Annotated in this window: 26 protein-coding genes, 4 tRNA genes and 1 riboswitch; of the genes, 10 read left to right on the top strand and 20 right to left on the bottom strand. The window is 59.9% G+C overall.

The window, feature by feature from the left end; all coding sequences use genetic code 11:
• Nucleotides 1–53: 53 nt before the first annotated feature.
• The 8 genes from lgt to hisI form a co-directional block, all read right to left on the bottom strand.
• Complete coding sequence (lgt, locus tag HMPREF3160_RS10275; RefSeq protein WP_070506432.1) at nucleotides 54–1,910, bottom strand: prolipoprotein diacylglyceryl transferase; 1,857 nt, start codon at nucleotides 1,908–1,910, stop codon at nucleotides 54–56.
• Nucleotides 1,911–1,913: 3 nt separating this feature from the next.
• A complete protein-coding gene (gene trpA / locus HMPREF3160_RS00600) occupies nucleotides 1,914–2,711 on the bottom strand; it encodes a tryptophan synthase subunit alpha (RefSeq protein ID WP_035757632.1) in 798 nt (265 codons plus the stop codon).
• Nucleotides 2,708–3,997 carry a tryptophan synthase subunit beta gene (trpB, locus tag HMPREF3160_RS00595; RefSeq protein ID WP_070506464.1) on the bottom strand — a complete coding sequence of 430 codons (1,290 nt, stop codon included), beginning with the start codon at nucleotides 3,995–3,997 and terminating at the stop codon, nucleotides 2,708–2,710. The genes trpA and trpB overlap by 4 nt, the downstream gene beginning before the upstream one ends.
• A 157-nt stretch (nucleotides 3,998–4,154) precedes the next feature.
• On the bottom strand, nucleotides 4,155–4,976 hold the full coding sequence (trpC, locus tag HMPREF3160_RS00590; RefSeq protein WP_070490882.1) for an indole-3-glycerol phosphate synthase TrpC: 822 nt from the start codon (nucleotides 4,974–4,976) through the stop codon (nucleotides 4,155–4,157).
• A gap of 133 nt (nucleotides 4,977–5,109) precedes the next feature.
• Nucleotides 5,110–5,364: an HGxxPAAW family protein gene (locus HMPREF3160_RS00585; RefSeq protein WP_035757622.1), complete on the bottom strand. Its 255-nt coding sequence runs from the start codon at nucleotides 5,362–5,364 to the stop codon at nucleotides 5,110–5,112.
• A gap of 264 nt (nucleotides 5,365–5,628) precedes the next feature.
• Nucleotides 5,629–6,369, bottom strand: a complete 741-nt coding sequence (locus HMPREF3160_RS00580) for a Trp biosynthesis-associated membrane protein (protein WP_052048697.1) — start codon at nucleotides 6,367–6,369, stop codon at nucleotides 5,629–5,631.
• Complete coding sequence (gene trpE / locus HMPREF3160_RS00575; protein WP_070506430.1) at nucleotides 6,362–8,005, bottom strand: anthranilate synthase component I; 1,644 nt, start codon at nucleotides 8,003–8,005, stop codon at nucleotides 6,362–6,364. Before trpE ends, HMPREF3160_RS00580 begins: the two co-directional genes overlap by 8 nt.
• On the bottom strand, nucleotides 8,005–8,478 hold the full coding sequence (hisI, locus tag HMPREF3160_RS00570) for a phosphoribosyl-AMP cyclohydrolase (protein ID WP_070506427.1): 474 nt from the start codon (nucleotides 8,476–8,478) through the stop codon (nucleotides 8,005–8,007). Before hisI ends, trpE begins: the two co-directional genes overlap by 1 nt.
• A gap of 45 nt (nucleotides 8,479–8,523) precedes the next feature.
• On the opposite strand from hisI, the gene HMPREF3160_RS00565 reads away from it, so the two are divergent.
• Nucleotides 8,524–9,216, top strand: a complete 693-nt coding sequence (locus HMPREF3160_RS00565; RefSeq protein WP_256173707.1) for a TIGR03085 family metal-binding protein — start codon at nucleotides 8,524–8,526, stop codon at nucleotides 9,214–9,216.
• A gap of 38 nt (nucleotides 9,217–9,254) precedes the next feature.
• Here the strand turns inward: HMPREF3160_RS00565 and hisF are convergent, their stop codons facing one another.
• From hisF to HMPREF3160_RS00520, 9 genes are all read right to left on the bottom strand, one after another.
• Nucleotides 9,255–10,025 carry an imidazole glycerol phosphate synthase subunit HisF gene (hisF, locus tag HMPREF3160_RS00560; RefSeq protein WP_070506424.1) on the bottom strand — a complete coding sequence of 257 codons (771 nt, stop codon included), beginning with the start codon at nucleotides 10,023–10,025 and terminating at the stop codon, nucleotides 9,255–9,257.
• A 13-nt stretch (nucleotides 10,026–10,038) separates the two neighbouring features.
• Nucleotides 10,039–10,884, bottom strand: coding sequence for an ATP phosphoribosyltransferase (hisG, locus tag HMPREF3160_RS00555; protein WP_218078876.1), 846 nt, complete (start codon nucleotides 10,882–10,884; stop codon nucleotides 10,039–10,041).
• 62 nt (nucleotides 10,885–10,946) lie between these two features.
• Nucleotides 10,947–11,210, bottom strand: a complete 264-nt coding sequence (locus HMPREF3160_RS00550) for a phosphoribosyl-ATP diphosphatase (RefSeq protein ID WP_035757616.1) — start codon at nucleotides 11,208–11,210, stop codon at nucleotides 10,947–10,949.
• Between the two features lie 173 nt (nucleotides 11,211–11,383).
• The gene (gene pnuC / locus HMPREF3160_RS00545) at nucleotides 11,384–12,097 is read right to left on the bottom strand and encodes a nicotinamide riboside transporter PnuC (protein ID WP_141739758.1); all 714 of its coding nucleotides are present in this window, start codon (nucleotides 12,095–12,097) and stop codon (nucleotides 11,384–11,386) included.
• Nucleotides 12,098–12,320: 223 nt separating this feature from the next.
• Nucleotides 12,321–12,468: riboswitch (FMN riboswitch) on the bottom strand.
• A gap of 138 nt (nucleotides 12,469–12,606) precedes the next feature.
• Entirely contained in the window at nucleotides 12,607–13,281 is a 675-nt protein-coding gene (gene rpe / locus HMPREF3160_RS00540; RefSeq protein WP_070490888.1) for a ribulose-phosphate 3-epimerase, read from the bottom strand.
• A complete protein-coding gene (locus HMPREF3160_RS00535; protein ID WP_070506422.1) occupies nucleotides 13,278–14,921 on the bottom strand; it encodes an RsmB/NOP family class I SAM-dependent RNA methyltransferase in 1,644 nt (547 codons plus the stop codon). The genes rpe and HMPREF3160_RS00535 overlap by 4 nt, the downstream gene beginning before the upstream one ends.
• Nucleotides 14,918–15,868, bottom strand: coding sequence for a methionyl-tRNA formyltransferase (fmt, locus tag HMPREF3160_RS00530; protein WP_070506419.1), 951 nt, complete (start codon nucleotides 15,866–15,868; stop codon nucleotides 14,918–14,920). Before fmt ends, HMPREF3160_RS00535 begins: the two co-directional genes overlap by 4 nt.
• A 7-nt stretch (nucleotides 15,869–15,875) precedes the next feature.
• Complete coding sequence (def, locus tag HMPREF3160_RS00525) at nucleotides 15,876–16,463, bottom strand: peptide deformylase (RefSeq protein WP_070506417.1); 588 nt, start codon at nucleotides 16,461–16,463, stop codon at nucleotides 15,876–15,878.
• Between the two features lie 195 nt (nucleotides 16,464–16,658).
• Nucleotides 16,659–17,504, bottom strand: coding sequence for a PD-(D/E)XK nuclease family protein (locus HMPREF3160_RS00520; protein ID WP_035757610.1), 846 nt, complete (start codon nucleotides 17,502–17,504; stop codon nucleotides 16,659–16,661).
• Between the two features lie 265 nt (nucleotides 17,505–17,769).
• On the opposite strand from HMPREF3160_RS00520, the gene HMPREF3160_RS00510 reads away from it, so the two are divergent.
• From HMPREF3160_RS00510 to HMPREF3160_RS00485, 6 genes are all read left to right on the top strand, one after another.
• Complete coding sequence (locus HMPREF3160_RS00510; RefSeq protein ID WP_070506412.1) at nucleotides 17,770–18,222, top strand: DUF2871 domain-containing protein; 453 nt, start codon at nucleotides 17,770–17,772, stop codon at nucleotides 18,220–18,222.
• Entirely contained in the window at nucleotides 18,219–18,698 is a 480-nt protein-coding gene (locus tag HMPREF3160_RS00505) for a DUF3817 domain-containing protein (protein WP_070506410.1), read from the top strand. Before HMPREF3160_RS00510 ends, HMPREF3160_RS00505 begins: the two co-directional genes overlap by 4 nt.
• 210 nt (nucleotides 18,699–18,908) lie before the next feature.
• Nucleotides 18,909–18,982, top strand: a tRNA-Gly gene (locus tag HMPREF3160_RS00500).
• 48 nt (nucleotides 18,983–19,030) lie between these two features.
• Nucleotides 19,031–19,104: transfer RNA gene (locus HMPREF3160_RS00495), tRNA-Cys, on the top strand.
• Nucleotides 19,105–19,128: 24 nt separating this feature from the next.
• Nucleotides 19,129–19,200: transfer RNA gene (locus HMPREF3160_RS00490), tRNA-Val, on the top strand.
• 69 nt (nucleotides 19,201–19,269) lie between these two features.
• Nucleotides 19,270–19,343 (top strand) — tRNA-Gly (locus tag HMPREF3160_RS00485).
• A 164-nt stretch (nucleotides 19,344–19,507) separates the two neighbouring features.
• On the opposite strand, the gene zapE is transcribed toward HMPREF3160_RS00485, so the two are convergent.
• Nucleotides 19,508–20,551, bottom strand: coding sequence for a cell division protein ZapE (gene zapE / locus HMPREF3160_RS00480; protein WP_035757606.1), 1,044 nt, complete (start codon nucleotides 20,549–20,551; stop codon nucleotides 19,508–19,510).
• 307 nt (nucleotides 20,552–20,858) lie between these two features.
• Between zapE and HMPREF3160_RS00475 the strand changes: the two genes are divergently transcribed.
• Nucleotides 20,859–21,779, top strand: a complete 921-nt coding sequence (locus HMPREF3160_RS00475; RefSeq protein WP_035757605.1) for a sulfurtransferase — start codon at nucleotides 20,859–20,861, stop codon at nucleotides 21,777–21,779.
• Between the two features lie 12 nt (nucleotides 21,780–21,791).
• Nucleotides 21,792–22,226: a SufE family protein gene (locus HMPREF3160_RS00470; RefSeq protein ID WP_035757603.1), complete on the top strand. Its 435-nt coding sequence runs from the start codon at nucleotides 21,792–21,794 to the stop codon at nucleotides 22,224–22,226.
• An 81-nt stretch (nucleotides 22,227–22,307) separates the two neighbouring features.
• Here the strand turns inward: HMPREF3160_RS00470 and HMPREF3160_RS00465 are convergent, their stop codons facing one another.
• Entirely contained in the window at nucleotides 22,308–23,513 is a 1,206-nt protein-coding gene (locus HMPREF3160_RS00465; protein WP_052048693.1) for an alpha/beta hydrolase family protein, read from the bottom strand.
• A 46-nt stretch (nucleotides 23,514–23,559) separates the two neighbouring features.
• On the opposite strand from HMPREF3160_RS00465, the gene msrB reads away from it, so the two are divergent.
• Nucleotides 23,560–23,976 (top strand): peptide-methionine (R)-S-oxide reductase MsrB, encoded by a 417-nt coding sequence (gene msrB / locus HMPREF3160_RS00460; RefSeq protein ID WP_052048691.1) that lies wholly within the window; start codon nucleotides 23,560–23,562, stop codon nucleotides 23,974–23,976.
• A gap of 84 nt (nucleotides 23,977–24,060) precedes the next feature.
• Here msrB and HMPREF3160_RS00455 read toward each other — a convergent pair whose 3' ends face one another.
• Nucleotides 24,061–24,429 (bottom strand): roadblock/LC7 domain-containing protein, encoded by a 369-nt coding sequence (locus tag HMPREF3160_RS00455; protein ID WP_035757698.1) that lies wholly within the window; start codon nucleotides 24,427–24,429, stop codon nucleotides 24,061–24,063.
• Between the last annotated feature and the right edge of the window lie 155 nt (nucleotides 24,430–24,584).

Raw genomic sequence — 24,584 nt, 5'->3', positions numbered from 1 at the left:
CAGCCCCGCGCCCGCTCAAGGGGCGGGCACGGGACTGCAGTTGGCCTTTTGATTCAGTTCTCGTCTTTCTTATCGCCGACGCTATCGTCACCGGTGTCATCAGCTGTTGCGTCAGTATCCGCTTCCGTGTCGGTACTGGCGTTGTCGGCGTCAGTACCAGCCGTACCGGTGTCGGAGTCGGCTGTGTCGGTATCGGAGGCTCCGTTGGTCTCGGGGTCCTCAGCGCCGGTGTCCGCGGCGCCGGCTTCAACAGTGCCTGCCTTGTCAGCCTCGGACTCAGCAGTGTCTGCTGTCTTTGCTTCAACAACAGGTGCAGTGTCAGCATCCGATTCGGCTGTATCCGCGGTATCCGCAGTTTCGCTGGCGAGCTCCGCGTCAGCAGGCTCGGTCTCGTCCGGTTCGGTCTCAGCAGGTTCCGTCTCGGCAGACTCGGCGGTCTCCGCCGGTTTGTCCGGTTCAGCTACGGTTTCCGTCTCCGCTGGCTCTTCCGGTTCAGGCTCTTCCGCTTCAGGTTCTGCAGGTTCAGGCTCTTCTTCCACGACGTCAGTTTCTTCCGCGGTGTCCGCAGCTTCGGCTGCACCGGCCTGTTCCGTATCGGTCGCCGTTTCCAGGGCCTCAGCCTTATCTGATGCTTCAGTCTGCTCAGGTTCAGACGCTACTTCTGACGCCTCGGCACGGTCGGCATCGTCGCCATCGTCTGTATCGTCACGATCGTCCGTACCATCTGCGGTCTCGGTCGTCTCCGTGCGCTCGGGCTTATCGGCTTCAGAGGACTTCTCCTCATCGGCGACCTGAGCGACCTGAGCGGATTTCTCTTCATCCGCGGTTTCTTCGGTCTCAGCAGGCTTCTCGGCCTCCTCTAGCTTCTCAACCTCGGCAGCTTTCTCCTCCGCGTCGCCAGGCTTCTCAGCCTCGGCAGGTCTATCCGTCTCAGCAGACTTGTCCGCGGCGTCGCGTTCTTCCTCAGCAGGCTTATCGGCACCAGCGGCCGCCGCTGCGCTTGGTTCGCGGCCTGGCAGAGCCACATCGAGCTCAGGTGCGTTCTTGCCTCGCTGGTAGGCGATGACGAACGCGACGAGCGCGCCCAGGAACACGAGGATCGATACCCACACGTTGAGCCGCTGCGTGACACCGGCGATCGTGATCATCTGAGCTTCGTCGATCCGCAATGCTTCGATCCATGTGCGGCCTGCCGTATAGATCACAATGTAGAGCCACAAGAGCGCACCGCGGCGCATACGGAACAAACGGTCAAGCAGCAAGAGGATCGCAACACCGACGATGTTCCAGATGGATTCATACAGGAACGTCGGGTGAAACAGCGTGTCCGCTGGCATACCAGCCGGGAAGGTCGGTGAGTCAGCATCAATCTTGAGACCCCACGGCAGGTCAGTCGGGCTACCGAACAGCTCCTGGTTGAAGTAGTTACCCCAGCGGCCAATTGCTTGAGCCAGCAGAACCCCTGGCGCGACAGCGTCAGCGAAGGTAGAGAACCTGACACCGGCGCGGCGCGTAGCGATCCACACACCAACCGCACCGAGGGCTACCGCACCCCAAATCCCGAGGCCACCGTTGGCGATATACAGGATCTTGATGGGGTCCCCGGTGCCGTCATAATTCGGCCCAAAATACTGGTCAGGGGAAGAGAACACGTGGTACAGACGACCACCGATGATGCCGAGCGGAACCGCCCAGATCGCTACATCCCACACGAGCTCGGGATTTCCGCCGCGTGCTTCCCAACGCCGCTGCGTGAGGATCAGGGCGGCGATGATCCCCAACAAGATGCAGATCGCATACATGTGGATGGTCAACGGCCCTAGCGAAAACGACGAGAACTCTTGCGGCGGCGATGGGAGCGACGCCGGGATAGCGGTTGAAACTGCCGTGGTGATCGTCTGTGTGATCATGGGCTACCTGCCTCGTCCTGCTAGTTCCGCGGTCAACCGGCCTACGCCTTCGGGACCGTTTTCACCGAGCTCACGCACGAGCGCGGTACCGACGATCACCCCGTCTGCATATTCGCCGATCTCTTCAACGTGAGAACGCTGCGACACCCCGAGCCCAACGCACGCGGGGAGGTCACCTGCCGCACGAACCGCTTCCACAACACCCTGTGCTGCATCAGAGACGCTATCGCGGGCACCTGTCACACCCATGATGGATACGCAGTAGACGAACCCGCGGGAGGAATCCACGGTCTGTTTGACACGTTCCGGAGTGTTCGATGGCGCAGTCAGAAAGACTCGGTCAAGGCCATATTTCTCAGACGCTTCCATCCAGTCGCCTGCCTCTTCCGGGAGCAGGTCAGGGGTGATCAGGCCCGCTCCGCCGGCTTCTGCCAGGCGGCGGGCGAACTCATCGACACCCATCCGCAACACGAGGTTCCAGTAGGTCATGATCAGCACCGCAGCATCGGCCTCCGCGGTGACTTTCTGGATAATGTCGAAAACCTGCGGTACCTTGAACCCGTTCGCCAGGGACTGTGTTGTCGCGGCCTGGATGACTGGCCCGTCCATTACGGGATCCGAGTATGGCAAACCGATCTCGATGATGTCGGCACCGTTCTTAGCTGCCGCGATCGCCGCGTCGATGGTGGATTGCACGTCCGGGTAGCCTGCTGGCAGGTAGGCGATGAGCGCTGGGCGGCCTTCCTTGTGTGCCCGCGCGATCGCGTCAGCGGATGTGATTCGTGGTGCGCTCTGGCTCACGCTTGCTTGCCTTCCTCTTCCCCGTTGTTCTGCTCGTCTTTTTCCTCCAGCAGACCGAACCAGCGGGCTGCGGTTGCCACGTCTTTATCGCCGCGGCCTGACAACGTCACGACGACGATGTGCTCGGTTGGGTCTTGGCCGTTAGCTTTCGCTTCTTCAGCCATGCGCTGGCCCACTTTGATCGCGCCGGCCAGAGCGTGGCTGGATTCGATCGCTGGGAGGATGCCTTCTGTTTGCGACAGCAGGCGGAACGCTTCCATCGCCTCGCTGTCAGTGATGGCGGTGTACTGGACTCGGTGGATGTCGGCGAGGTAGGCGTGTTCTGGGCCTACCGCTGGATAGTCCAGGCCAGCTGAGACCGAGTGGGATTCGATGGTTTGGCCGTCTTCATCCTGCATGAGGTAGGTCTTCGCCCCGTGTAGGACGCCTGCCCTGCCGAGGGTGATGGTTGCCGCGTGGCGTGGCGTGTCGATGCCGTCGCCTCCGGCTTCCAGGCCGTGCAGTTCGACGTCTTTATCGTCGAGGAAAGCGTGGAAGCTTCCGATCGCGTTAGATCCGCCGCCCACGCACGCGCAGATCGCATCCGGGAGACACCCTGCTTGTTCGATGATCTGTTCGCGGGTCTCGTTACCGATGCATTCGTGGAAGAAGCGCACCATGCTCGGGAATGGGTATGGGCCGGCCGCGGTTCCGAGCAGGTAGTGGGTGTGTTCGACGTTCGCGACCCAGTCACGCAATGCTTCGTTGATCGCGTCTTTGAGCGTGCGGGAGCCAACAGCGACCGGTATAACGGTGGCGCCGAGCAGTTTCATGCGGGCCACGTTGAGGGCTTGACGCTCGGTGTCTTCCTCGCCCATATAGACGACGCATTCCATCCCGAACAGGGCTGCCGCTGTCGCCGTAGCTACACCGTGTTGGCCCGCACCGGTTTCAGCGATGAGGCGGTTCTTCCCCATCCGCTTGGCAAGTAGCGCCTGGCCGAGAACGTTGTTGATCTTGTGGGAGCCGGTGTGGTTGAGGTCTTCCCGTTTAAGGAAGACACGCACCCCACCTGCGTGCTCAGCGAACTGTGGCGCCTCGGTTAGAAGTGACGGGCGGTTGGCATAGTTGGCTAGCAGGTCCTGGAACTCAGCCACAAACTCTGGGTCTTGCTTTGCCGCGTTGAACGTCTCTGCAAGCTCATCGAGGGCGCGAACCAAAGACTCTGGCATCCACCGGCCACCGTAGTCACCGAAGTATGGGCCGGGTGCGTTACGTAGCGATCCGGACATGAAAGTATCTGCCATCGCGGTGTTATTGCCTTCAGAACCGCGCCCATCAGTGTCGCGCGCTTCGGTGCTCTGTTCGCCGGGGTTCTGATCGGCAGGGTTCTGTTCGCCGGAGTCTGGTGTGTGGGTCATTGCGTTCCTAGATGATGATGGTGGCTAGCGGAGATGCCGGTGACTAGCGGGCTGAGGACCGGATGGTGTGGCCTGCCTCAGTGAACTCGGCGACGGTTTGACGCGGTTGGGCGTGCTTGACGAGTGCTTCTCCTACAAGCACGGCGTCGGCGCCAGCGTGGGCGTAGGTCTTGACCTGTTCGATGTCCTCGACACCTGATTCGGCGACCGTCACGACCGTCTCAGGTAGGTGCTTGGCCAGTTCAGCATAGTGGCCGGTGTCGACCTCGAGGGTTTTGAGGTTACGTACGTTGACTCCCACGATCTTCGCGCCAACCTTTGTGGCTCGTTCGATCTCTTCCGGGGTGTGTGTTTCAACGAGCGCGTTCATGCCCAGCTGGTGTGTGAGCGCAAGGAAGTCGCTGAGCTCTTGATCGCTCAAAGCCGCAACGATGAGCAGAACCAGATCCGCACCGTGGGCACGGGCCTCATAGATTTGGTATTCGTCTACCGTGAAGTCTTTGCGCAGAAGCGGGATGTTGACGCGCGCGCGGACGGCATCGAAATCCGCGAGTGAACCGCCAAAGCGGCGCTGCTCTGTCAGAACCGAGATCGCCGCGGCGCCGCCAGCCTCATATTTGGCGGCGAGGTCAGCAGGTTCAGGGATGTCCGCGAGCGCACCCTTCGAAGGCGAACGGCGCTTAACCTCAGAAATCACAGCGAAGGCGGAATCCGTGTTCGGGGTGAGGGCGGCCAGCGCATCGCGGGCTGGTGGGGCTTCAGCGGCGCGGCGCTTGATCTCTTCAAGCGGCACGAGTTGCTTGCGTTCGGCCAGATCTTCCTTAACACCTTCAATGATCTGATCCAAAACAGTGGCCTCAGCCATGTGCCTTGCCTATCCCTTCTGTCCGCTACGTTCGGACGGTACCGGACCTTATGTATGCCCTGTATAGAACCGTGTATAACCCCGTATAGAACGAAGCCCCGCGAATGTTTCGCGGGGCTGAGCGCTCACAACGTTAGTCGTGCTTGGTGCGGGAGCCACCCACGCCGAAACCGGCGGCTTTCAGAACGACGCCGGCGATGATACCGACAACGAAGATCACGCCGCCGGCCCAGAAAAGAACCCAGTTAGGGATGGTGAAGGCGACGCAGGACAGCAGGAAGCCAACAAACATGATGGTGAACATTGCCCACGAAGCAACCGTGTTGCCGTGGCCCAGGTGCTGCTCATGGATTGGGTCATGAGCAATGGTCTGGCGATCGAGAGGCATATCCCTATCTCCTTCGAGTTGAAACCTCAGGTCAGTGATGCTCTGCCCTCTGTGGGGCATCCGCGACCGTGAGGTCACGGGTGGATATGTGTCCAGGTGTGCGCGAGTGAAGCGTCAGCATGAACACACGCTCATAGCTATTCTGCCACTTCTAGGCGTTGACCGCTCAATCGCTACGTGCGGCGAGTCATTTCGATCGCGTCTGCGCACCGGTTGAAGGGCGTCTCAGATGAAGAGACCGCGGGCTACCTAACAGGCGGTGTCCTAGTAGAAGCGTGCGCGCCCGGAGCGTGGGCCGTCAGGATCAGTCGGATCCTCGCCCTGGGTCAGGGCGTCCCATTGGTCGATCTCATCCATGGCCTCGGCTGTATCGTCTTGGGTTCCATCATCTCCGGCGCTTTGACCTGCTGGCCGGTTGCCCGGCTTTGAGGTTGCGCTGCCGGTCTTGGAGCTCGCGCGATCATATTTGCTTGATGTCGATGCGGCGGGTGCCGACACAAAAACGCCCCATACCGCAACCAGCACCATGAGAATGCCCGCAACCGCTGTGATGATCGGAAAGATCGTGACCTCATAAACACTGCTGACCACCCCGAGGCCGAATGTTTCTCCGACCTTGGCCGATGCCGCATCCTCAGGCGAGAGTGCCGCCCAGATACTCACCCCGGCAACCCCAGCACCGGCGAGAGCTTGGACTACGGTGATGATCCAGCGCGTCACAGGCCCTGCGATGGTGAGCGCGATCGTGGCCGCGAGCATCACCACGGCGAGCGCGGGTGCTGCTGGTGTTGCGGTTCCGCCGGCGACGTTGAGGCTTTCTACTGCTACCCCGGTGTCTGGAGCGCCGATGGTGATCCAGGTTTGGGTTATGAGGATGAGCGCGGCGATGGAGAGGGTGAGGCCTGCCAGGACGATGTGTTTGCGTTGGCCGAAGCGGTGGCGGCGTGGTGTGGTTTCGCCGCCCAGTGTGGTTTCGCCGTTCTGTGGGGTTTCGGTGTCAGGCATCGGCGTCTCCGGGTGTTGGTTCCTCGGCCTGGTCGGCGTCGTGGTCTTCAGCATTGTGGTCTTCGGCACCGTGGTCTTCGGTTGCGCTGAGTTGGTCGGCGAGCCATACGGCGCGTAGCGGTGCGAAGGACTTGTTGACGGTTTCGAGGGCTTCTGATTCGGGTTGGGAGTCGGCGACGATTCCGGCGCCGGCGGATACGTAGGCGGTGCGGTCTTTGAGGACTGCGGTGCGGATGGCGATGGCCATGTCCATGTCTCCGGCGGAGTCGAAGTAGCCGACTACTCCCCCGTAAATGCCGCGCCCTACTGGTTCTAGTTCGTCGAGTAGTTGTAGTGCACGTGGTTTGGGTGCCCCGGAGAGGGTTCCGGCGGGGAATACGGCGCGGAGGACGTCGTAGGCGTTGGTGTGGGGTTCGGCTTGGCCTGTGACGGTGGATTCCATGTGCATGATGTGGCTGTAGTGGACTATCTCCATGAATTGGGTGACGTCCACGGTGCCTGGGGTGCAGACTTTGGAGAGGTCGTTGCGGGAGAGGTCTACGAGCATGAGGTGTTCGGAGCGTTCTTTGGGGTCTGCTAGTAGTTCTTTGGCCAGTTTTTCGTCTTCGGCTGGTGTTGTTCCGCGGGGGCGGGAGCCTGCGATGGGGTGGGTCACGACGTTTCCGGATTTCACGGTCACGAGCGCTTCTGGTGAGGAGCCGACGACGGAGAATGGTTGGGCATCTGCGTTGTGGTAGGTCGCGACATACATGTAGGGGCTGGGGTTGGTGGCGCGCAGGATGCGGTAGACGTCGAGCGCGTTCGCTTGGGTTGGTAGTTCGAAGCGGCGCCCTACGACTGCTTGGAACACTTCGCCGTCCACGATCGCGTCTTTGATGGTCTCGATCGCGTGCATGAATTCTGGTTCTGCCCAGGTTTCTTTGACGGTTGCGAACATTTCTTCGCGCGATACGTCGGCTGATGGCATGGGGACTGGCGCTTCGCCGGTGGAGGGTTCACCGAGTTGGTGCGCCATGTTCTGTAGGCGTGTTACCGCTTCCTCGTATGCGCCTTCGGCTCCGGTGTCGAGCCCGTTCTTGTTGTAGGCGTTGGCGACCAGGGTGAGTGATCCGTCGAGGTGGTCATAGACGGCCATGTCGGTGACCAGTTGCAGCGCGAGCATCGGCACATGCATGTCATCTGCTGGGCCTTGACCGAGGGTTTCCCAGTAGCGGACTGCGTCCCAGCCGATGTAGCCCATGAGCCCGGAGACGAAGGGGAACGATGGGCGGGCGAGATTTTGCTGGCCGCGGTTGAGGAACTGTAGAGATTCCCGCAGAACCTCCATGACGTTGCCTTCAGACGGGATACCCACGGGTGGGTTTCCTTCCCAGACGGCTTGGCCGTTGTGTTCGGTGAGCATCGCGGCGCTTGCCGCACCGATGAAGGAGTAGCGGGCCCACTGCCCGGCGGTCGCGGATTCGAGCAGGAACGTGCCGGGGCGTTCATCGGCAAGGCGGCGATACACGCCTAAGGGCGTGAGGCCGTCGGCGAGCATCCGCGCTGTCACCGGGATGACTCGTGGGCCATCAGAAGAGGCAGCAGCTGCGACGAATTCCTCGCGGGTGATGTTCGGGTTGATCCTCGGAGCGCTCATTACTTCTCCCCTGCTTCAGTCTCGTATGCTCGGCTCGCTTCGGCGGCGGCCGTGTTTGCTTGCCGCGACGGCGTGGCTACCGGGATGGAGCGGTCATCAAAACACGAGCGGCTACCGGTATGGCATGCGGCCCCCGTCTGGGCCACAGTGAGCAGTATCGTGTCCGCGTCACAGTCATAGTTCATCGCGACAACTTCTTGAATGTGACCAGATGTGTCACCTTTACGCCAGTACTCTTGCCGGGAACGAGACCAATAGGTTGCCCGCCCGGTGGTAGCGCTACGCCTCACAGCCTCGGCATCCATCCAGCCGAGCATCAAAACCTGCAACGAATCAACGTCCTGCACAACAGCAGGAATCAAGCCATCGGCGTTAAATTTCAGCGCGGAAACATCGAACACCGAAGGCGACGAGACAGCCGCTCGGTCACGATCGGCACGGATTTCAGCGGGAGTTTCAGAAGAACCAGACACGCTCCCATGCTACGTTGCGCACTCCTTACAGTGTCATAGCGTGACGTGTCAGCTGAACGTGCTACGTTTGTGAGCGTGCCTCGCTTTGTCTCTGTGTCCCGTCAAGCGCTCGCCGATGCGCTCCTCGCCGCAGGTCCGCACGCCCCTACGCTGTGCGATGGCTGGGAGACGCGGCATTTAGCGGCACACCTGGTGCTTCGTGAACACTCCGTTTGGGCCGCCGGCATCACAGGTGCCCCTGGTTTACGGCAAGGCATGGAACGTAAGCTCGAGATCCTCGCTTCCCAAGGCCAACACCCCGGAGGGTATGCGCGCCTCATCAAACAATTCGCGCAAGGGCCACAGAAGTTCTCCCCGTTCAACCTCAAACGTGTGGACGCCGCAGCGAACCTGCTCGAATACTTTGTGCACCTCGAAGACATCCGCCGCGCCCGCGAACGCTGGGTACCACGATCTCTGGATGCGGCATATACCGAACGGCTATGGCAGCGGTTCAAGAACGGCGCCAAACTGCTCTACCGGAACTCACCGGTCGGGATCATCCTCGTCCGCCCTGACGGGACCCGCTACCACGCCAAGAAAGGCACCGACTCGGTCGCGATCTACGGGTCCGTGAGCGAACTCATCATGCACGCATTCGGCCGAACCGAACACGCGCTGGTGCTCTACGAAGGAAGCCCCGAGGCCAAGAAGGCACTCGAGGCTTCAACAGCGAAAAACGCTGAACGCTGCTCTTAGCGGACCATAACAGACGCGGCACTTAACGGACGCGGTTCTTAACGGACCGTGATGCCTGCAGCCCGCATCGCGGCCTTCACTTCAGCCATCATGTGATCAGGCCCAAAGTGGAACAGCGATGCCGCAAGCACCGCATCGGCCCCCGCCTCCACCGCCGGCGGGAAATGCTCAGGCTTACCAGCCCCACCTGATGCGATCAACGGAACCGAAATAACGCGCCGGACATCGCGCAGCATCTGCGTATCGAAACCCTCTTGCGTCCCATCAGCGTCGATCGAGTTCAACAAGACCTCACCCACACCGCGTTTCTGCGCCTCAGCCGCCCACTCCAGCGCGTCCCGACCAGTACCCACCCGGCCGCCACGCACCATGACCTCATAACCGGAAGCTAGATCCGGGTTGTCGCTACGCTTAGCATCCAGAGACAACGTCAAAACCTGGGAACCGAACGCCTCGCTAATCTGGTTGATCAGATCCGGGTTCTCCACTGCGGCAGTAGCAACAGAAACCTTATCCGCGCCCGCGTTCAGCAGCTTAGAGACATCCGTGACCGAACGGATACCGCCACCGACCGTCAACGGGATGAAAACCTCAGCAGCGGTACGGCTAACAATGTCATACACCGTGTCACGCTCATCCGAAGATGCCGTGACATCCAAGAACGTCAATTCATCGGCACCCACACGGCCATAACGCTCAGCAAGCTCAACCGGATCCCCCGCATCGCGCAAACCCTCAAAGTTCACGCCTTTAACCACACGGCCAGCGTCCACATCGAGGCACGGAATCACACGAACAGCAACAGACACAACCTGCCCCTTCCTATAAACGGCAAGCGTTAATCGGGGTCACCAAAATCGCGCGCGCCCCCACGTCATAGAGCTCATCCATGACACGGTTGACCTGGTTCTCGTTAACCATGGCCCGCACCGCAACCCAATCAGGGTCAGCCAACGGGGAAATCGTTGGGGACTCCAAGCCAGGGGTCAAACGCATCGCCTCATCAACCAACGTCTTCGGGATGTCATAATCCAGCATCGCGTACTGGCGAGCCACAATCACACCACGCAAACGACGCACGAGCGTGCCTTCGGCCTTCGGGTGATGATTCTTCCGGCCAATCAAAACAGCCTCAGACTTCATCAGCTCAGGACCAAACGGCTCCAAACCGGCAGCACGCATCGTCGAGCCGGTCTCCACCACATCGGCCACCGCGTCAGCGACACCCAAACGGATCGAGGTCTCAATCGCGCCATCCAGACGCACCGTCTCCGCGTCAATACCGTGCTCTTGAAGATAGTGGTCAACCAAAACCCGGTAACTCGTAGCGATCCGCTTACCGTTCAACTGAGAAAAATCAGAGAACACACCACGCGGGCCAGCGATACGGAACGTCGAGGCGCCAATACCCAACGGCATCAGCTCCTCAACCGCATCATCAACATCCGCGTCCATCATCAAATCCCGGCCCGTGATCCCCAAATCCAAAACACCACGGCCCACATACACCGCTATATCCCGCGGCCGCAGATAAAAGAACTCAACATCGTTCTCAGGGTCCGTCAACGCCAGCTCACGCGAATCACGACGCTGCCGATACCCCGCCTCAGACAACATCTCCGTCACAGCGGAAGACAACGAACCCTTATTCGGAACAGCTACACGCAAAGTCGACACAACAACTCAACCCTTCACAAACTCACGCCACAACAACGCCTACGCCATACAACTCACAGATGCTTATACACGTCCTGCAGAGACAACCCCTTGGCGATCATCATCACCTGGACGTGATACAGAAGCTGCGAAATCTCCTCAGCAGCCTCATCATCCGACTCATATTCAGCGGCCATCCACACCTCAGCGGCCTCCTCAACGATCTTCTTACCGATCGCATGGATACCCGCATCCAGCTCTTGGACAGTGCCGGACCCCTCAGGGCGCTCGACAGCTTTGGTTTGCAGTTCAGCAAAGAGTTCCTCGAAGCTTTTCACACCACTCAGCCTAATCAAACCCACCCAGCATCAGCAGAACGTGACGACACAAAGACCACACAAAGCAACCGGCGCCGGCCCGAGGTTACCCTCGGCCCGACGCCAGCGAACATTCACACCCAACCTAGATCGAGACTCAGTTCCTGCACTGAGACTCAATTGGTGGGAACAACTCAATCCACGGTTGGGTCAAGTGTCTCCATCCGGGCAATCGATGGTTTCTCGTTCTTCTGGGCACGAGCCCACACGAAGAACCCGATCAACGTGAACACCCCGTAGAACAAATACATGAACGCGGAAGCGAAGTATCCTGCCGAGAACAACAGCGGGACACCCACAATATCCACGGCAACCCACGCGAGCCAGAACTCAGTCCAACCCTTCGCCATACCGTAAGTAGCAACCAGCGAACCAATGAACGTCCATGCATCAGCCCACACCGGATCATACGAACCCAACGCGGCAAACAGTGGGGTCAGAGCGATCGTGCCGATGACCATGACCAACACCATCCCGATCCGAACACCCCAGCCACCCCATCGTGGGGTGATCGCTTGAGAATCATCACCGCTACGCTGCTTGCGGCTTTCGTTCCAACGGACCCACCCGTAGATGGACACCACGATGAACATGATCTGACGGCCCGCCTGACCCAACAGGTGAGGCATCGTCGCGTTCGGGTCAACCAAAGAACCCAAGAACACCGTGAGCAACAACAAGTTACCGGCAATACCGATAGGCCAGGCCCACACTTTACGGCGCATACCGCCAAGAGCCGAAGCTAAACCAAAAACATTGCCAACAACCTCACGGACCACCAAAACCTGCCCTCCAGGCAGGTCAATAGTCCCGTTGAAGGTTTCGACAAGCCACCGCAGAAAATCCATTCCTAACCCTTTCTCGCTCTACGGCGGCCCCGGGTTGAGGAATACGTGAGTGGCTTCTTCGCCCAGCGCTTTCGTTCACTTGCGATGCGGCGGCGTCTTGGACTCGTCGTATGGACTCGTCCATTCGGCTGCTCGGCACGCGGTGACGTGGCTGAACTTCCCCGCAATCAGTGGCTGCGTGATACCAGCCAGCGGCTACGTGAAGAACACTGTCTCAGCGTAAACCGTGCTTCTCCCATCCAGACTTTTACTGTCGGTACTGGATTTTCACCAGTTCAGCCGTCCCCCTTCAAGAGCATTCACTCAAGCTGAGGCAACGGGTCGCGGACTATCACCGCCGGTTCGGACTTTCACCGACCCCGGAGCACGTGAACATAACTGTAACCCATGTCCATACGGGCCCCGCGCGACGGTGACACAATGTTGAGCCGACTTGCTCACTGCCCCCGCTTGAGGTCAGTTTCTATTGCCCGCCCCATCAACGGTTGCCGTTGTCAGTGCAGTTCAGTTCAACCTCCGATGGCAGCGTGGGCTTCGTCGCGCAAGTTCTGAATCGCTTCCGCTACGTCTTCGGCACCATAGACGCTGGAGCCTGCAACGAACGTGTCCGCACCGGCTTCAGCGGCGATGCGGATCGTCTCGGTTGTCACGCCGCCATCGACCTGTAGCGCGACTTGCGCTCCAGAGCCGTCAATCGCTTGACGTGCCGCGCGGATCTTCGGGACAACAACGTCGAGGAAAGCCTGCCCGCCAAAGCCCGGCTCGACCGTCATGAGCAACAGCATGTCGAGTTCAGGGAGCATGTCCATGTAGGAGTCCAGGCCCGTTGCTGGACGCAGAGCCATCGAGGCTTTCGAACCGCGTGCGCGCAACTCGCGAGCCAAACGGATCGGGGCGGTCGCGGCTTCTGCGTGGAAGGTCACCGAGTATGCTCCCATGTCCGCGTATTCAGGGGCCCAACGGTCGGGGTCTTCGATCATGAGGTGAATATCGAGCGGTAACGGGGACTCGTCCTGAATCCTCTTGACCACTGGCGGGCCGAACGTCAGGTTCGGCACAAAATGCTGATCCATGACATCAACGTGCACGGCATCTGCGGTTTTGATCGCTTGTAGCTCCTCCCCTAGCCGGAGGAAGTCAGCGGAGAGGATCGAGGGGTGGATTGCGCACGTGTGGCGGCTCATGCTTGTTCCTTCTTCGTGATGAGTGCCATGAACATGGCGTCGGTTCCGTGGGAGTGCGGGAAAAGTTGGGCTGTGGAACCGGTGCTGGTTCCGACGACGGGGTCGGCTGGGCGGGTCGCGTCACCTTCGCCGGTGAGCGTTACGGAGTCGAGGACTGCTCCGGTGTCGAGCAGTTCGATGTCTTTGCGACGGTGGAACGCGTCTTCGAGGATCGCGAGCGTTTCAGCCGGGTGCGGTGAACACGTCACGTAGGCGAGCACCCCGCCTGGGCGCAACGCGTCGAGTGCCGAGTTCAGAAGCTCCCCTTGTAGGCGGGTGAGCGCTGGGATGTCGGATGGCTGTTTGCGCCAGCGGCTCTCCGGGCGGCGGCGGAGCGCGCCGAGCCCCGAGCATGGGGCATCCAGCAGGATGCGGTCGTAGTGGTTCGGCTGTGCCTTACCGATGTCCCGGCCGTCGCCGGTCACCGAGGTCCAGGCTTTCTCTTCAACTGCCCGCAACGCTTGCTTCACAAGGTTAGAGCGGTGCTCCTGAACCTCATTCGCGGTCAGATGCGCGCCGCGTTGAGCGGCAATCACGGCCAGCAGCGCGGCTTTACCGCCCGGGCCTGCGGACATATCAAGCCAACGGCCGGCATCGGCGCCTGCAACATCGGCTTCTGCGAGGACGCGGGCGGCGAGCTGCGAGCCGTGGTCCTGCACGCGAATATGGCCTTCGGCAACACCTGGCCAGCGCAACGGATCGCCACCAGAGTTGACTGAGTATGCTTCGGGAACCCAGGTTGATGGGGTGGCTTTGAGACGCTTGAGTTCTTGCTCGGTTGCGATCCCCGGAAGCGCGGCCAGGTGCACCTCCGGCGCCACGTTATCGGCTTCGAGCAAAGCCTCGAGCTCATCGGCTGAACGCCCGTGCACAACGAGCGAGGACCGTAGCGCACGAACCACCCATTCGGGGTGGGAGTACCGCAGGGCGAGGCGCGCCATCGGGTCGGTGATGGCCGCTTCGAGCGTTTCAGCCCATTCTTCACGCGAACGTTCGGTGACCCGGCGCAGAACCGCGTTAACGAAGCCTCCCGCGCCAGCGCCTACGCAGTCGCGGGCGAGCGCCACGGTTTCATCGACCGCGGCATGCTGCGGAACACGCATATGCAGAAGCTGGTAGGTACCGATCCGCAGAACATCCAAGACCGGTGGGTCAATGTTTTTGAGTGGGCGGTCGGAGCATTCAGAGAGCACCGCATCGAGGCTTGCCAGTTCGCGTAACGAACCATAGGTGAGCTCGGTTGCGAAACCGGCATCGCGCTGATCGAGGCGGGCACGGCGAATGTGGTGCGGTAGCGCTAGGTTGGCATACGCGTTGTCAACGGCGACGGCCTGCAGAACGTCGAACGCTACTTTGCGTGCGGGGTCAGCGCTGCGGTTGCGCTGCGATGGAGCTGCGGCGCTGAACTGGCGGGGCTGTCGGCCGCCGCGGTTGCGTTCACGGCCTTTAGCGTTGCGGCGGGAGCCGTTAGCGCTACCCTGCCTATTACCGTGCCCTTGCCTATTACCCTGATTCTGCTGATGTCCCCGGCGTGGGCGATCGTTCCCGTCCTCTCGGCCGGAGCGTGGGGCGCGGTCATTCGAGCGTGAATCTCGACTCATTCGAAGTGTCCTTCCCCGTTGCCGAGGGCTCCGCGAGCCCAGTCAGCGGCAGCCATCATCTTTTTACCCGCAGGCTGCACACGCATCAGCTCAACCGGTGAAGACCCGGTGCCGACGAGGACGCGGGCTGGCTTCCGGCTGCGGAAGCTCAGCTGGCCAGGGGCAAGGTTTTTCTCGTGGGCATCGAGCTCATCAGGGGTTGTGACACGCACCCGCTCGAGTTTGATGCTGGCCCCATTGAAGTGCGTGAAGGCGCCGGGTTCTGGCGTGGTGCCAGCGATGCGTCCGCGCACCGCTTCCGCGGAGGTTGCCCAGTCGACGCGGCCGTCGTTGCGTTCGAGTTTCGGCGCGAGCGTCGCCTCTCCCTTTTGCGGTTGTGGAACCACCGCCCCGGAAACGTAGCCGGTGATCGCTTGGCTCAACAGCACCGCGCCTTCTGTGGAGAGGCGTTCGAGGAGGTCGCCCGCGGTGTCGTTTGGCTGCACGGCTTCCGTCATGACCCCGAGCACCGGCCCGGTGTCCATACCTTCATCGAGCACAAAAGCTGTGGCGCCTGTGATGTCGTGGCACCGGATGAGCGCGTGCTGAACGGGAGCGGCCCCGCGTAGATCTGGCAGGAGCGAGAAGTGAAGGTTGACCCACCCGAATTCTGGGAGGTCGAGTGTGCGTCGTGGGATCATCGCGCCGTACGCGACAACCGCGGCGACATCGATCTCTAATGCGGCGATCGCATCATGGGCTTCGTCCGTGATCTTGTCCGCTTTGATGACGGGCAGCCCGTGATCTTCGGCGTAGGCCGCTACCGGAGACGGTGTCATGACCCGTTTACGGCCGATGGGCGCGTCAGTTCGTGTCAATACTGCTGCGATCTCGTGGCCGTCGTTGATGAGCTGCGCTAGCGGTGCGACAGCAACATCAGGGGTTCCGGCGTAGAGGATTCGTGCCATGTGCGCATCAGCTCCTGAGGAATGAGTTACCGGTTTTGTTTGAGAAGGCGCTGCCGATGGTGGCGGCACGTTGGTCTTGCACGTGGTCGACGTTGCTTTGGAAGGCTTTGTGGCGCAGCTGTTGTTGTGCGCGGCGGCGGTCGTCTCCTGTGAGCCGATCGATGAAGAGTCTGCCGTTGAGATGGTCGGTTTCGTGTTGGAAGCAACGCGCAAGCAGGCCCTCGGCGATGATCTCTACTTCCTCGCCAGTGACATCGACGCCGGTGAGCCGGACTTTCCTGGGGCGTGCCAGCGGCATCTGGATCCCTGGTACCGATAGGCAGCCTTCGATCGTGCGATCGTCTTCGATGGTTTCTTCGTCCAGGATCTCAAGAACCGGATTGCACACTGTGCCTTGGTGTCCGTCGATATTGTAGGTGAAGATGCGTTTGCTGATGCCGATCTGTGGTCCTGCTAGGCCCACACCGTTGACCTTGTTCATGGTCTCGTGCATGTCTCGGGCCAGCGAGGCTAAAGATGAATCGAAAACAGTGACGGGCTCCGCCGCTGTCCGTAGAACCGGGTCCCCTACTGTACGAATCGCGTGAACTGTCACGCTTCCCCTCTTTCTGAAATGTTCTTCGCTCAAAAACGTGCGTTGCTCAATGATTGTTTGTCGCTCAACGAGTACGGCGCGGAAGCGGTGCTTACCCTCCGCTGTTTGCTTTCCATCGTATGTGAGAAAACCGTGAGATTGGCGGGCGACAGTCCGGCCTGACCGCTCACGTGTTACGCCCAGTACGTGTTGTGGCTACCGAGTAGCTGGTGGCGGGACGGGCTGAAGTTCTGCGGCTGCGCTGAAGGCCACGGATTCGGTTTCCCATACTTGACGTAGAGCCCAGAACCTTTTCCACGCGTTTTCGAGGCTGTGAGGCTGGGCCCGCATCGGTAGCACCTCAGTTTCACCGAGAGCCACGGCGAGCAGAACACTGTTTTTAGGGAACGGCCACGGCTCCCACGTCCCTTTTTCTGGATCGCTCAGATATTCCTCGGCCTGCGCGCCGGCGGCGAGTTGCATCACAACCTTAGGGTCTGGCGCTTTAACACGGCCATCCCGGGTAGTGCCGCGCGTCTTATAGTCGATCAGGCAGGTCGCTCCCCCGATCTCGGCAACCAGATCGAGTGTGCCGGCGTAGCCGACAGTGTGGTTCCAGATAGTGACTTCCGGTTCGATAGGCCGAACACCAAAGAGATCCCACCATTCATCGAAACGATCCGCGTAGGCGCCTTCCCCGTGTTCTTTGAGGATTTCACGCATCTGTGCGGCCTCGTGCGGGCGGCCAAGCTCACGCAGAGCCTTGTGTTCGGCATAGTTGTGGACCCGGTCTCCACGGGCCGCTGCCTCGTCACGGTATTTCTCCGCCGCGGAAGAGGCCTGCCGTGCAATCTGCTTGAGCTGGATCTTATTGCCCACTGACGTTGGTAAACGCTCGTCATTGATGACCGCGGTCGCGGCCATATGCCCAGCCCAGCCCGTCATATCCACCGCGTGGCGGGAAATCACGGTGGTGATCGAGGGAACTTCGGGGAGCCCGCCCACGGTGCGTGAATACATGCGCCCGAGGGAGGTCTGATGCGCGAGCAATGGCTGTGTCATGCTCCCAAGTTTGTCACCTACCCCTGACACATTGCTCACCGACACATTGCTCACTGACACTTTGTTCACGCGACCTGGACCGGCAAACCGCTACCTCATCAACCGAAAGGTTGAGCTGACTTTCAACACAGATCGCGATGTTTCTGCCTCTTCAAAGAAGTTGAATGACGTTAAAGTCCGGACCCCATTCCCGAACCCCAATAAAGACCGAACCCGTTGCGCCTCTGCCGGAACCTGAAGCGCCGGAACCGAAAGGAACTGAACCGTGAAGAAGCTGCTGAACGCATCCTTGATCTATTTGATCGCAGGCTTGACCGCCGGCGTTTTCTACCGTGAATTCACCAAGATCAACGAATTCCCAGAAGGCCAGTTCACGCAGCTTGGCGTTGTGCATACACACTTGCTCGCGCTTGGTTTCATGGGGTTTCTCATATTCCTCGTGGTCGAGAAGGTTTTCTCGATTTCTGACAGCCCCAAACTGTTCGCCTGGTTCTTCTGGCTCTACAACGCCGGTCTCGTTGTGACGTCAGCGATGCTCACCTGGCACGGCAGCCTCACCGTACTTGGCCGGGACTCTTCGGCCATGATCTCCGGCATCGCAGGCTTGGGACACATCGCCATTTCGGCCGGCCTCATCGTCTTTGTTGTGGCTGTGCGCCGCGCAGTCACACCTAAAATTGATGCTGCATCTTCCACCAACGGAGCGACCATTCGATGACCACTACATCACCAAGCAAGCCTGTCAGCCCTCGCCTGCTGTTCCGCACCTTCGCCATCGCAGAAATATTCACATGGGCAGGGCTCATTACCGCGCTGATCCTTCGCGCACTCGATGTCGCCAACATCGTGCCGTTTGCCGGCGGCATCCACGGGTTCGTGTTCTTGAGCTATGCCACCTCCACTGTTTTCGTGTGGGTCAACCAAAAGTGGCCGGCCCGCATCGGCCTCACGGGTGTGTTGCTTGCAGTCGTCCCGTTCGCAACCCTGCCGTTTGACCTCTACGTAGACCGCAGGGGCCTGTTGAAGGGCGGATGGCGATTAGCGCCGGGAGGTGAGGAACCGAAAGGTTTCATCGAGCACGTTCAGGCGTGGGTTTTACGTCATGTGTGGCTCGCGGCCGTGCTGTTGGTTGCGTTCGTTGCGTTGCTGTTCGTGGCGTTGCTGTGGCTTGGACCGCCAGTGCCTCGAAGCTAACGGCACGATGCGTTGCCAGCTTTGCTCGGGCGGCGCGCTCACTCGTGAGCTGGGGCATTCTGGGGACGGCCAGCGCATATCGCAGGTCTTGAGACACTCGGTCTGACCCCGATTTGGCATCGAGGCAGAATCTGGTCTAGAGTAATCACTCGTTGGCATCACACCGGAAACGGTTTCCGAACAGGAAACTAACTGCGGGTGACACCACGTGCGGACATAGCTCAGCTGGCTAGAGCGCCACCTTGCCAAGGTGGAGGTCGCGGGTTCGAATCCCGTTGTCCGCTCGCAAACCACTTGCTGGCCTGTCATAGGCACCGTAGTTCTACGGATGTGGTGGGGTGGCCGAGAGGCGAGGCAGCGGCCTGCAAAGCCGTATACGCGGGTTCGAATCCCGTCCCCACCTCCACTAAGTGATTTGCAGCCTATATAGGCGCGATTGGCGCAGCGGTAGCGCGCTTCCTTGACACGGAAGAGGTCACTGGTTCGAACCCAGTATCGCGCACGAGAACCGCGGTTCTTCAGACTTGAACCACGGTTTCTATAAATACGGTCCTGAACTGGACTGTCATTTGCGGACATAGCTCAGCTGGCTAGAGCGCCACCTTGCCAAGGTGGAGGTCGCGGGTTCGAATCCCGTTGTCCGCTCTCATGACGGAAGGCCGGGAACATCAAAAGATGTTCCCGGCCTAACGCGTTAAGGTGCAGAGCTCTCACCCGGCACCGCCCTACCACGCAGCACCGTCCTGCCGTCTAGCACCGGCCTGCCCCCTAGCGCCTGGCGGCAACCCGCCAGACGCTAGGAAGCTCGCTTAGGATTCAGCGCCCTGGCCTTCGCGAACCAGCGCGGTCAAACGAGAAACTGCGCGGAAGTATTTCTTCATGTAGCCACCGGCCATCATTTCTTCCGTAAAGAGGTGATCGAACGAGCCGCCGGAAGCAACGATCGGCACGTCCTTGTCATAGAGGCGGTCAGCGAAAACCACAAACCGTAGAGCGATCGCCTGGTTGGTAATCGTCTCGACGTTGTGCAGTACCAGCACATCGGTATCGCTCAGAAGCTTGCGGTAACGCGACGGATGGACTTTCGATAGATGCTCTACGAGCTCGCCGAAATCGTCTTCGGCGATGTGCGCATCCGGGTAACGTTCCTCCGCAAACGACAACAGCTCGCTGTCATTCATTGGCTCCGGAGCGTCCGGCAGGCCACGATGGCGGTAGTCCTCACCGTCCACGCGGATGATCTCGAACTGATCCGCCAAAACCTGGATCTCACGCTGGAAGTCCTGGGCGGCAAAGCGTCCCTCCCCCAGCGCACCAGGCAACGTGTTCGATGTCGCAGCCAGCTTGACCCCGGCATCGGCCAGTTCACGCATCAAGCGGGACATCAAGACGGTGTCGCCCGGGTCATCGAGCTCAAACTCATCGATGCACACAAGGTTATAGGTCTTGAGGATCTCAACCGCCCGTGGGAAGGTGAGCGCGCCCACAAGGTTGGTGTACTCGACGAACGTGCCGAACGCACGCTTGCCTTCCGTCGCATGCCACAGCGAAGCCAGAAGGTGGGTTTTACCCACACCGAAACCACCGTCAAGATAGATGCCTGCCGGACCTTTCGCTTTCTTCTTTTTACCGAACAGCTTCTTGAGGCCCTTCGCGGGCGCGGCATCCGCGTTGACGGTTTCTGCGAACTCCTGCAGACGTTTCACCGCGGCCGCTTGGCTCGGCTGGGATGGGTCGGGGATGTAGGTGTCGAAGGAGACCTCCCCGAACCGATACGACGGATGCATTCCGTCTAGAAGTGCCTCTGCGGCGACGTTGGGGGTGATGTCGGTCAACTTGTGAATGGTTGCCACGTAGATGCGTTTCCTCAGGTTGCAGTGCCTCATATGCGTCGTCAAGTTGATGTGCCAGCAAGCACGCCTGCGTTCGCAACCGCTCCTCGAGGCACTTTCTCAACGATGTCTCTGCCTGTGATCTTACGCAATCTGGCGTTTGTTTCCTTTTGTGTGCGCCACATCCAAGCTGTGTTTTATTTGTCACTAGGCTGGAAGGGAATCATTGCGCACCCATTCTGGTTGTTCAAGATAGGTGCATTTCCGCGTCAGCGTAATGCTGTCGCTAGGTCCGAACGTGAACAAAATATAAGGAGATCGTTCAGGTATGTCAGAGGTTTTAACGGAGGAAGCTCGCCACGCGCAATATGCGCACCCGGAGAAGCTGGTATCCACGCAGTGGGTCGCGGATCATCTGCATAAGCCCGGCGTTGTGATCGTGGAGTCCGATGAGGATGTTCTGCTGTATGAGACCGGACACATCGAGGGTGCGGTCAAGCTGGATTGGCATACCGAGCTTAACGATGCGGTGACCCGTGATTACCTCGATGGTGAGGCGATGGCGGCGTTGTTGAGCCGTAAGGGCATCAGTCGTGAGGACACCGTGGTGGTGTATGGCGATAAGTCCAACTGGTGGGCAGCGTATGCGCTGTGGGTTTTGGAGTTGTTTGGTCACCCGGATGTTCGCTTGATGGATGGCGGCCGCGATAAGTGGGTTGCGGAAGGCCGTGAACTGACGCGTGAGGTGCCTGAGCGTGAGGCGACGGATTATCCGGTGGTTGACCGTGATGATTCGAAGTTGCGTGTCTTCTTGCCCGAGGTTCTTTCACTGCTCGGTTCTACCCCGTTGATCGATGTCCGTTCCCCTCAGGAGTACACGGGCGAGCGCACGCACATGCCGGATTATCCGGAGGAAGGTGCGTTGCGTGGCGGCCATATTCCGACGGCGGCTTCAGTTCCGTGGTCAAGCGCAGTTGGTGAGGGTTCGGTGATCAAGCCTCGCGCTGAGCTTGAGGCGCTCTACATGGATCAGGCCGGTTTGAAACCAGGCGATGACGTGATTGCGTATTGCCGTATTGGCGAGCGTTCGGCGCTGACGTGGTTCATTTTGAAGTACGCGCTCGGCTTCGAGAATGTCCGTAACTATGACGGCTCGTGGACTGAGTGGGGCAATGTTGTGGGCGTCCCGATTGTTGTGGGTGAGCAGCCGGGTACCGTGAAGCCTGGCTCTACCGTCCGCGGCGCTTAGGAGGGAGCTTCGATGGCTTTGCCAGCTGCTTTGGCAGAGATCGCAGAGGATTTCAACGCGCTACCTGAACCGCAGCGGCTTGAGTTGCTGCTCGAGTTTTCAGATAACCTGCCCGAGCTTCCTGAGCGTTACCAAGATGCTGATCTTGAACAGGTGATTGAGTGCCAGTCCCCTGTGTTTTTGACGGTTGAGGTCGCTGATGATGCCGAGCATACGGTGGGCGTGTTCATTACGGCCCCGCCTGAGGCGCCTACTACGCGCGGTTTCGCAGGCGTGTTGGTTGAGGGCCTCCATGGGCTACCGGCTGAGGAGGTTCTTGCAACCCCGGATGATTACCCGTCAACTATCGGCTTATCGCGCGCTGTTTCACCGTTGCGTTTGCGTGGGATGACGGCGATGCTGGGGCGGATTAAGAACCGTGTGCGGAAGGAACTCGCGCACACTTGACCGTGTTTCACGGTGCTTCATGCTGTGACAGCGCGCTCACCCGTTTCGGGTGGGCGCGCTGTCGTTTATATGCGCTGTCGTTTATATCCGGAGAGTTTTCTGGAGCCAGTTTTTGAGTGTTGTTTCCCATTTGTGTGGGTCGACGTTCCATTCGCGTACATGCCCGGCGCGTGTGAATGGTACGAGCGTGACGTAGCGTGGGTTCTTTTTCGCGAGCCGTTCGGATGAAATGTATGGCACAAACCGGTCGTCGCGGGAATGCTGGATCAGCACAGGAGTGGTGATCTGGTCGGCGCGTTCAACCCAGTTCAGCGCCTTGAGGTCGATGGGTGAGGTCAGGCCGGTGAGCTTCTTCCCGATACGCTGGCCTAGTAGCCACTCCCCGATCCGTCCCGAGAGGTACGGGATGTTGTTGATCTTCGCTTGATACCGCAGGATCTCGAACCAGTCGACTGCAGGGCCGGTCAGTGCCAACGCACGGATGCGGTGCCGGTAACGCGACAGCTCGAGGGTGCGTAGCGAGATGGCTCCGCCCATCGACCAGCCCACAAGCACGATGTCTTGGGCGCCGTGGCTGAGCGCGTACCTGATAGCCGCATCCACATCGTGCCATTCGGTCGCGCCTAAGCCGTAGCGGCCGTTGTTGACTTCCGGGCCTTCGCCGTCGTTGCGGTAGCTCATGGAAAGCACCGTGAGGCCAAGTTCACTCAATGGTTTGAGCCCGCGCAGGGTTTCAAGCCGGGATGCTCCGCGCCCGTGGATCAGAATCGCCCACGTTTCCGGGTGGGTGGTGCCCTCAACGAGCCACGCCGGCGCAGGGCCAGCTGTGAGTGGCACGTACACTTGCGTTGCCTGCACGCCAGCATCCGCTGGGTTGATGTAGTAGTTGCCGCCAATGCTGCCGCTGGTTGCCTGGCTGATGTCGCCGTGGTCGATGCTGATGATGCGGCGGCGCACACTGTTGCGTGACGGCGTCGGGACGATGTCCCCGATCTTCATGTGCCCGGTGTAGTTGTTGAACCACAAGGAGTAACGGCCGGGGGCTGTGATTTCTGGGCCGCGGGATTGCAGATCGATGTATGGGCCGATGTGGTCCTCGCCTGTGTCGAGGATCTTCACGTGTTCGGGGTTGTTTCGTGAAGGAGTCACGACTGCGCGGGCGAAGAGGGACCCTAAACCGGTGATCACGCCGGCCCCGACGATTCCTGCTCCTAGCCCTGCGACAGCCCATTTTGGCGTGCCGGCGTGGTTGGTTCTGTGCAGTTTCTTGTTGGCTGCGGATCCCATGCACCCCATCATCTCACCTATTGGTGGCGCCTCGTAGACTGACTCTATGCATTCCTTTGTTGACGATCCGTTGGGCCGCGGCGATGACGCGTGGCGTGAGCAGCTGAGTCCTGAAGAGTACGTTGTGTTGCGTCAGGCTGGCACAGAACGGCCAGGTACGGGCGCGTACACGGACGATGCCACCGAGGCGGTGTATGCGTGCCGCGGCTGCGGGGCTGAACTGTTTTCTTCGGACACGAAATTTGATGCCCGATGCGGTTGGCCGGCGTTCTATGCGCCGGAGGATTCTTCTGCTATCCGCTATCTGGTGGATGATTCGTTAGGGATGCGCCGCGTTGAGGTGCGGTGCGCGAGGTGTGATTCGCATCTGGGGCACGTTTTTGAGGGTGAAGGCTTCAACACCCCAACGGATCAGCGGTACTGCATCAATTCGATCTGCTTGGTTCAGAAGCCGGTCTCATGATCCATAAAACGAAGCAAAACAAAACTGCCTCGCCCGAAAGGGCGAGGCAGTCGATGGGCCCGGATGGTACTAGACCAACGTGTATTAGACCGAAACCTGCTTAGCAACCTGCTTGAGCTTGTGGCGGGCCAATGCCAGGTTAGCCTTCGCACGGTCAAGGGTCAGGTACAGGAACAGGCCTGCGGTGCCCTCAGTGGCGAGGATGTTGACCAGGTGGTACTGGTCGTTCAACGTGATCATGATGTCTTCGATCCGGCCGTTGAGACCAATGTCGTTCATGGTGTTCATCTTTGCACGAACCACGTTCGAGTTACCGGCGGCTGCAACGTTCAGGTCGAAACCTGGCGCGCCACCGAACGCGAGCGCCATGCCCGAGTCGATGTCAACGATTGCGGCACCAGTTGCGCCGTCAATGGAGAGTAGTTCGTTTACAGTCTGGTCAAGTTGTGCCATGGGCGTCTTCCCTTCATTTCCTGGGGCGGCACCGTCAGTTGCATCGGTGCTCGCGGTTTCCGTTTCCGATTGCGCGGAAACAGAGCTTCGTACGGCGGAGCCTGTCGGCTCCGTCGAGTCTTCAAAAGCAGGTGCGAACGCGTTTTCTTCGCTCG

The organism is Arthrobacter sp. HMSC06H05 (assembly GCF_001807395.1).
Classification (GTDB): Bacteria; Actinomycetota; Actinomycetes; order Actinomycetales; family Micrococcaceae; genus Pseudoglutamicibacter; species Pseudoglutamicibacter albus.
This window is presented reverse-complemented; position numbering and strand designations above follow the sequence as displayed.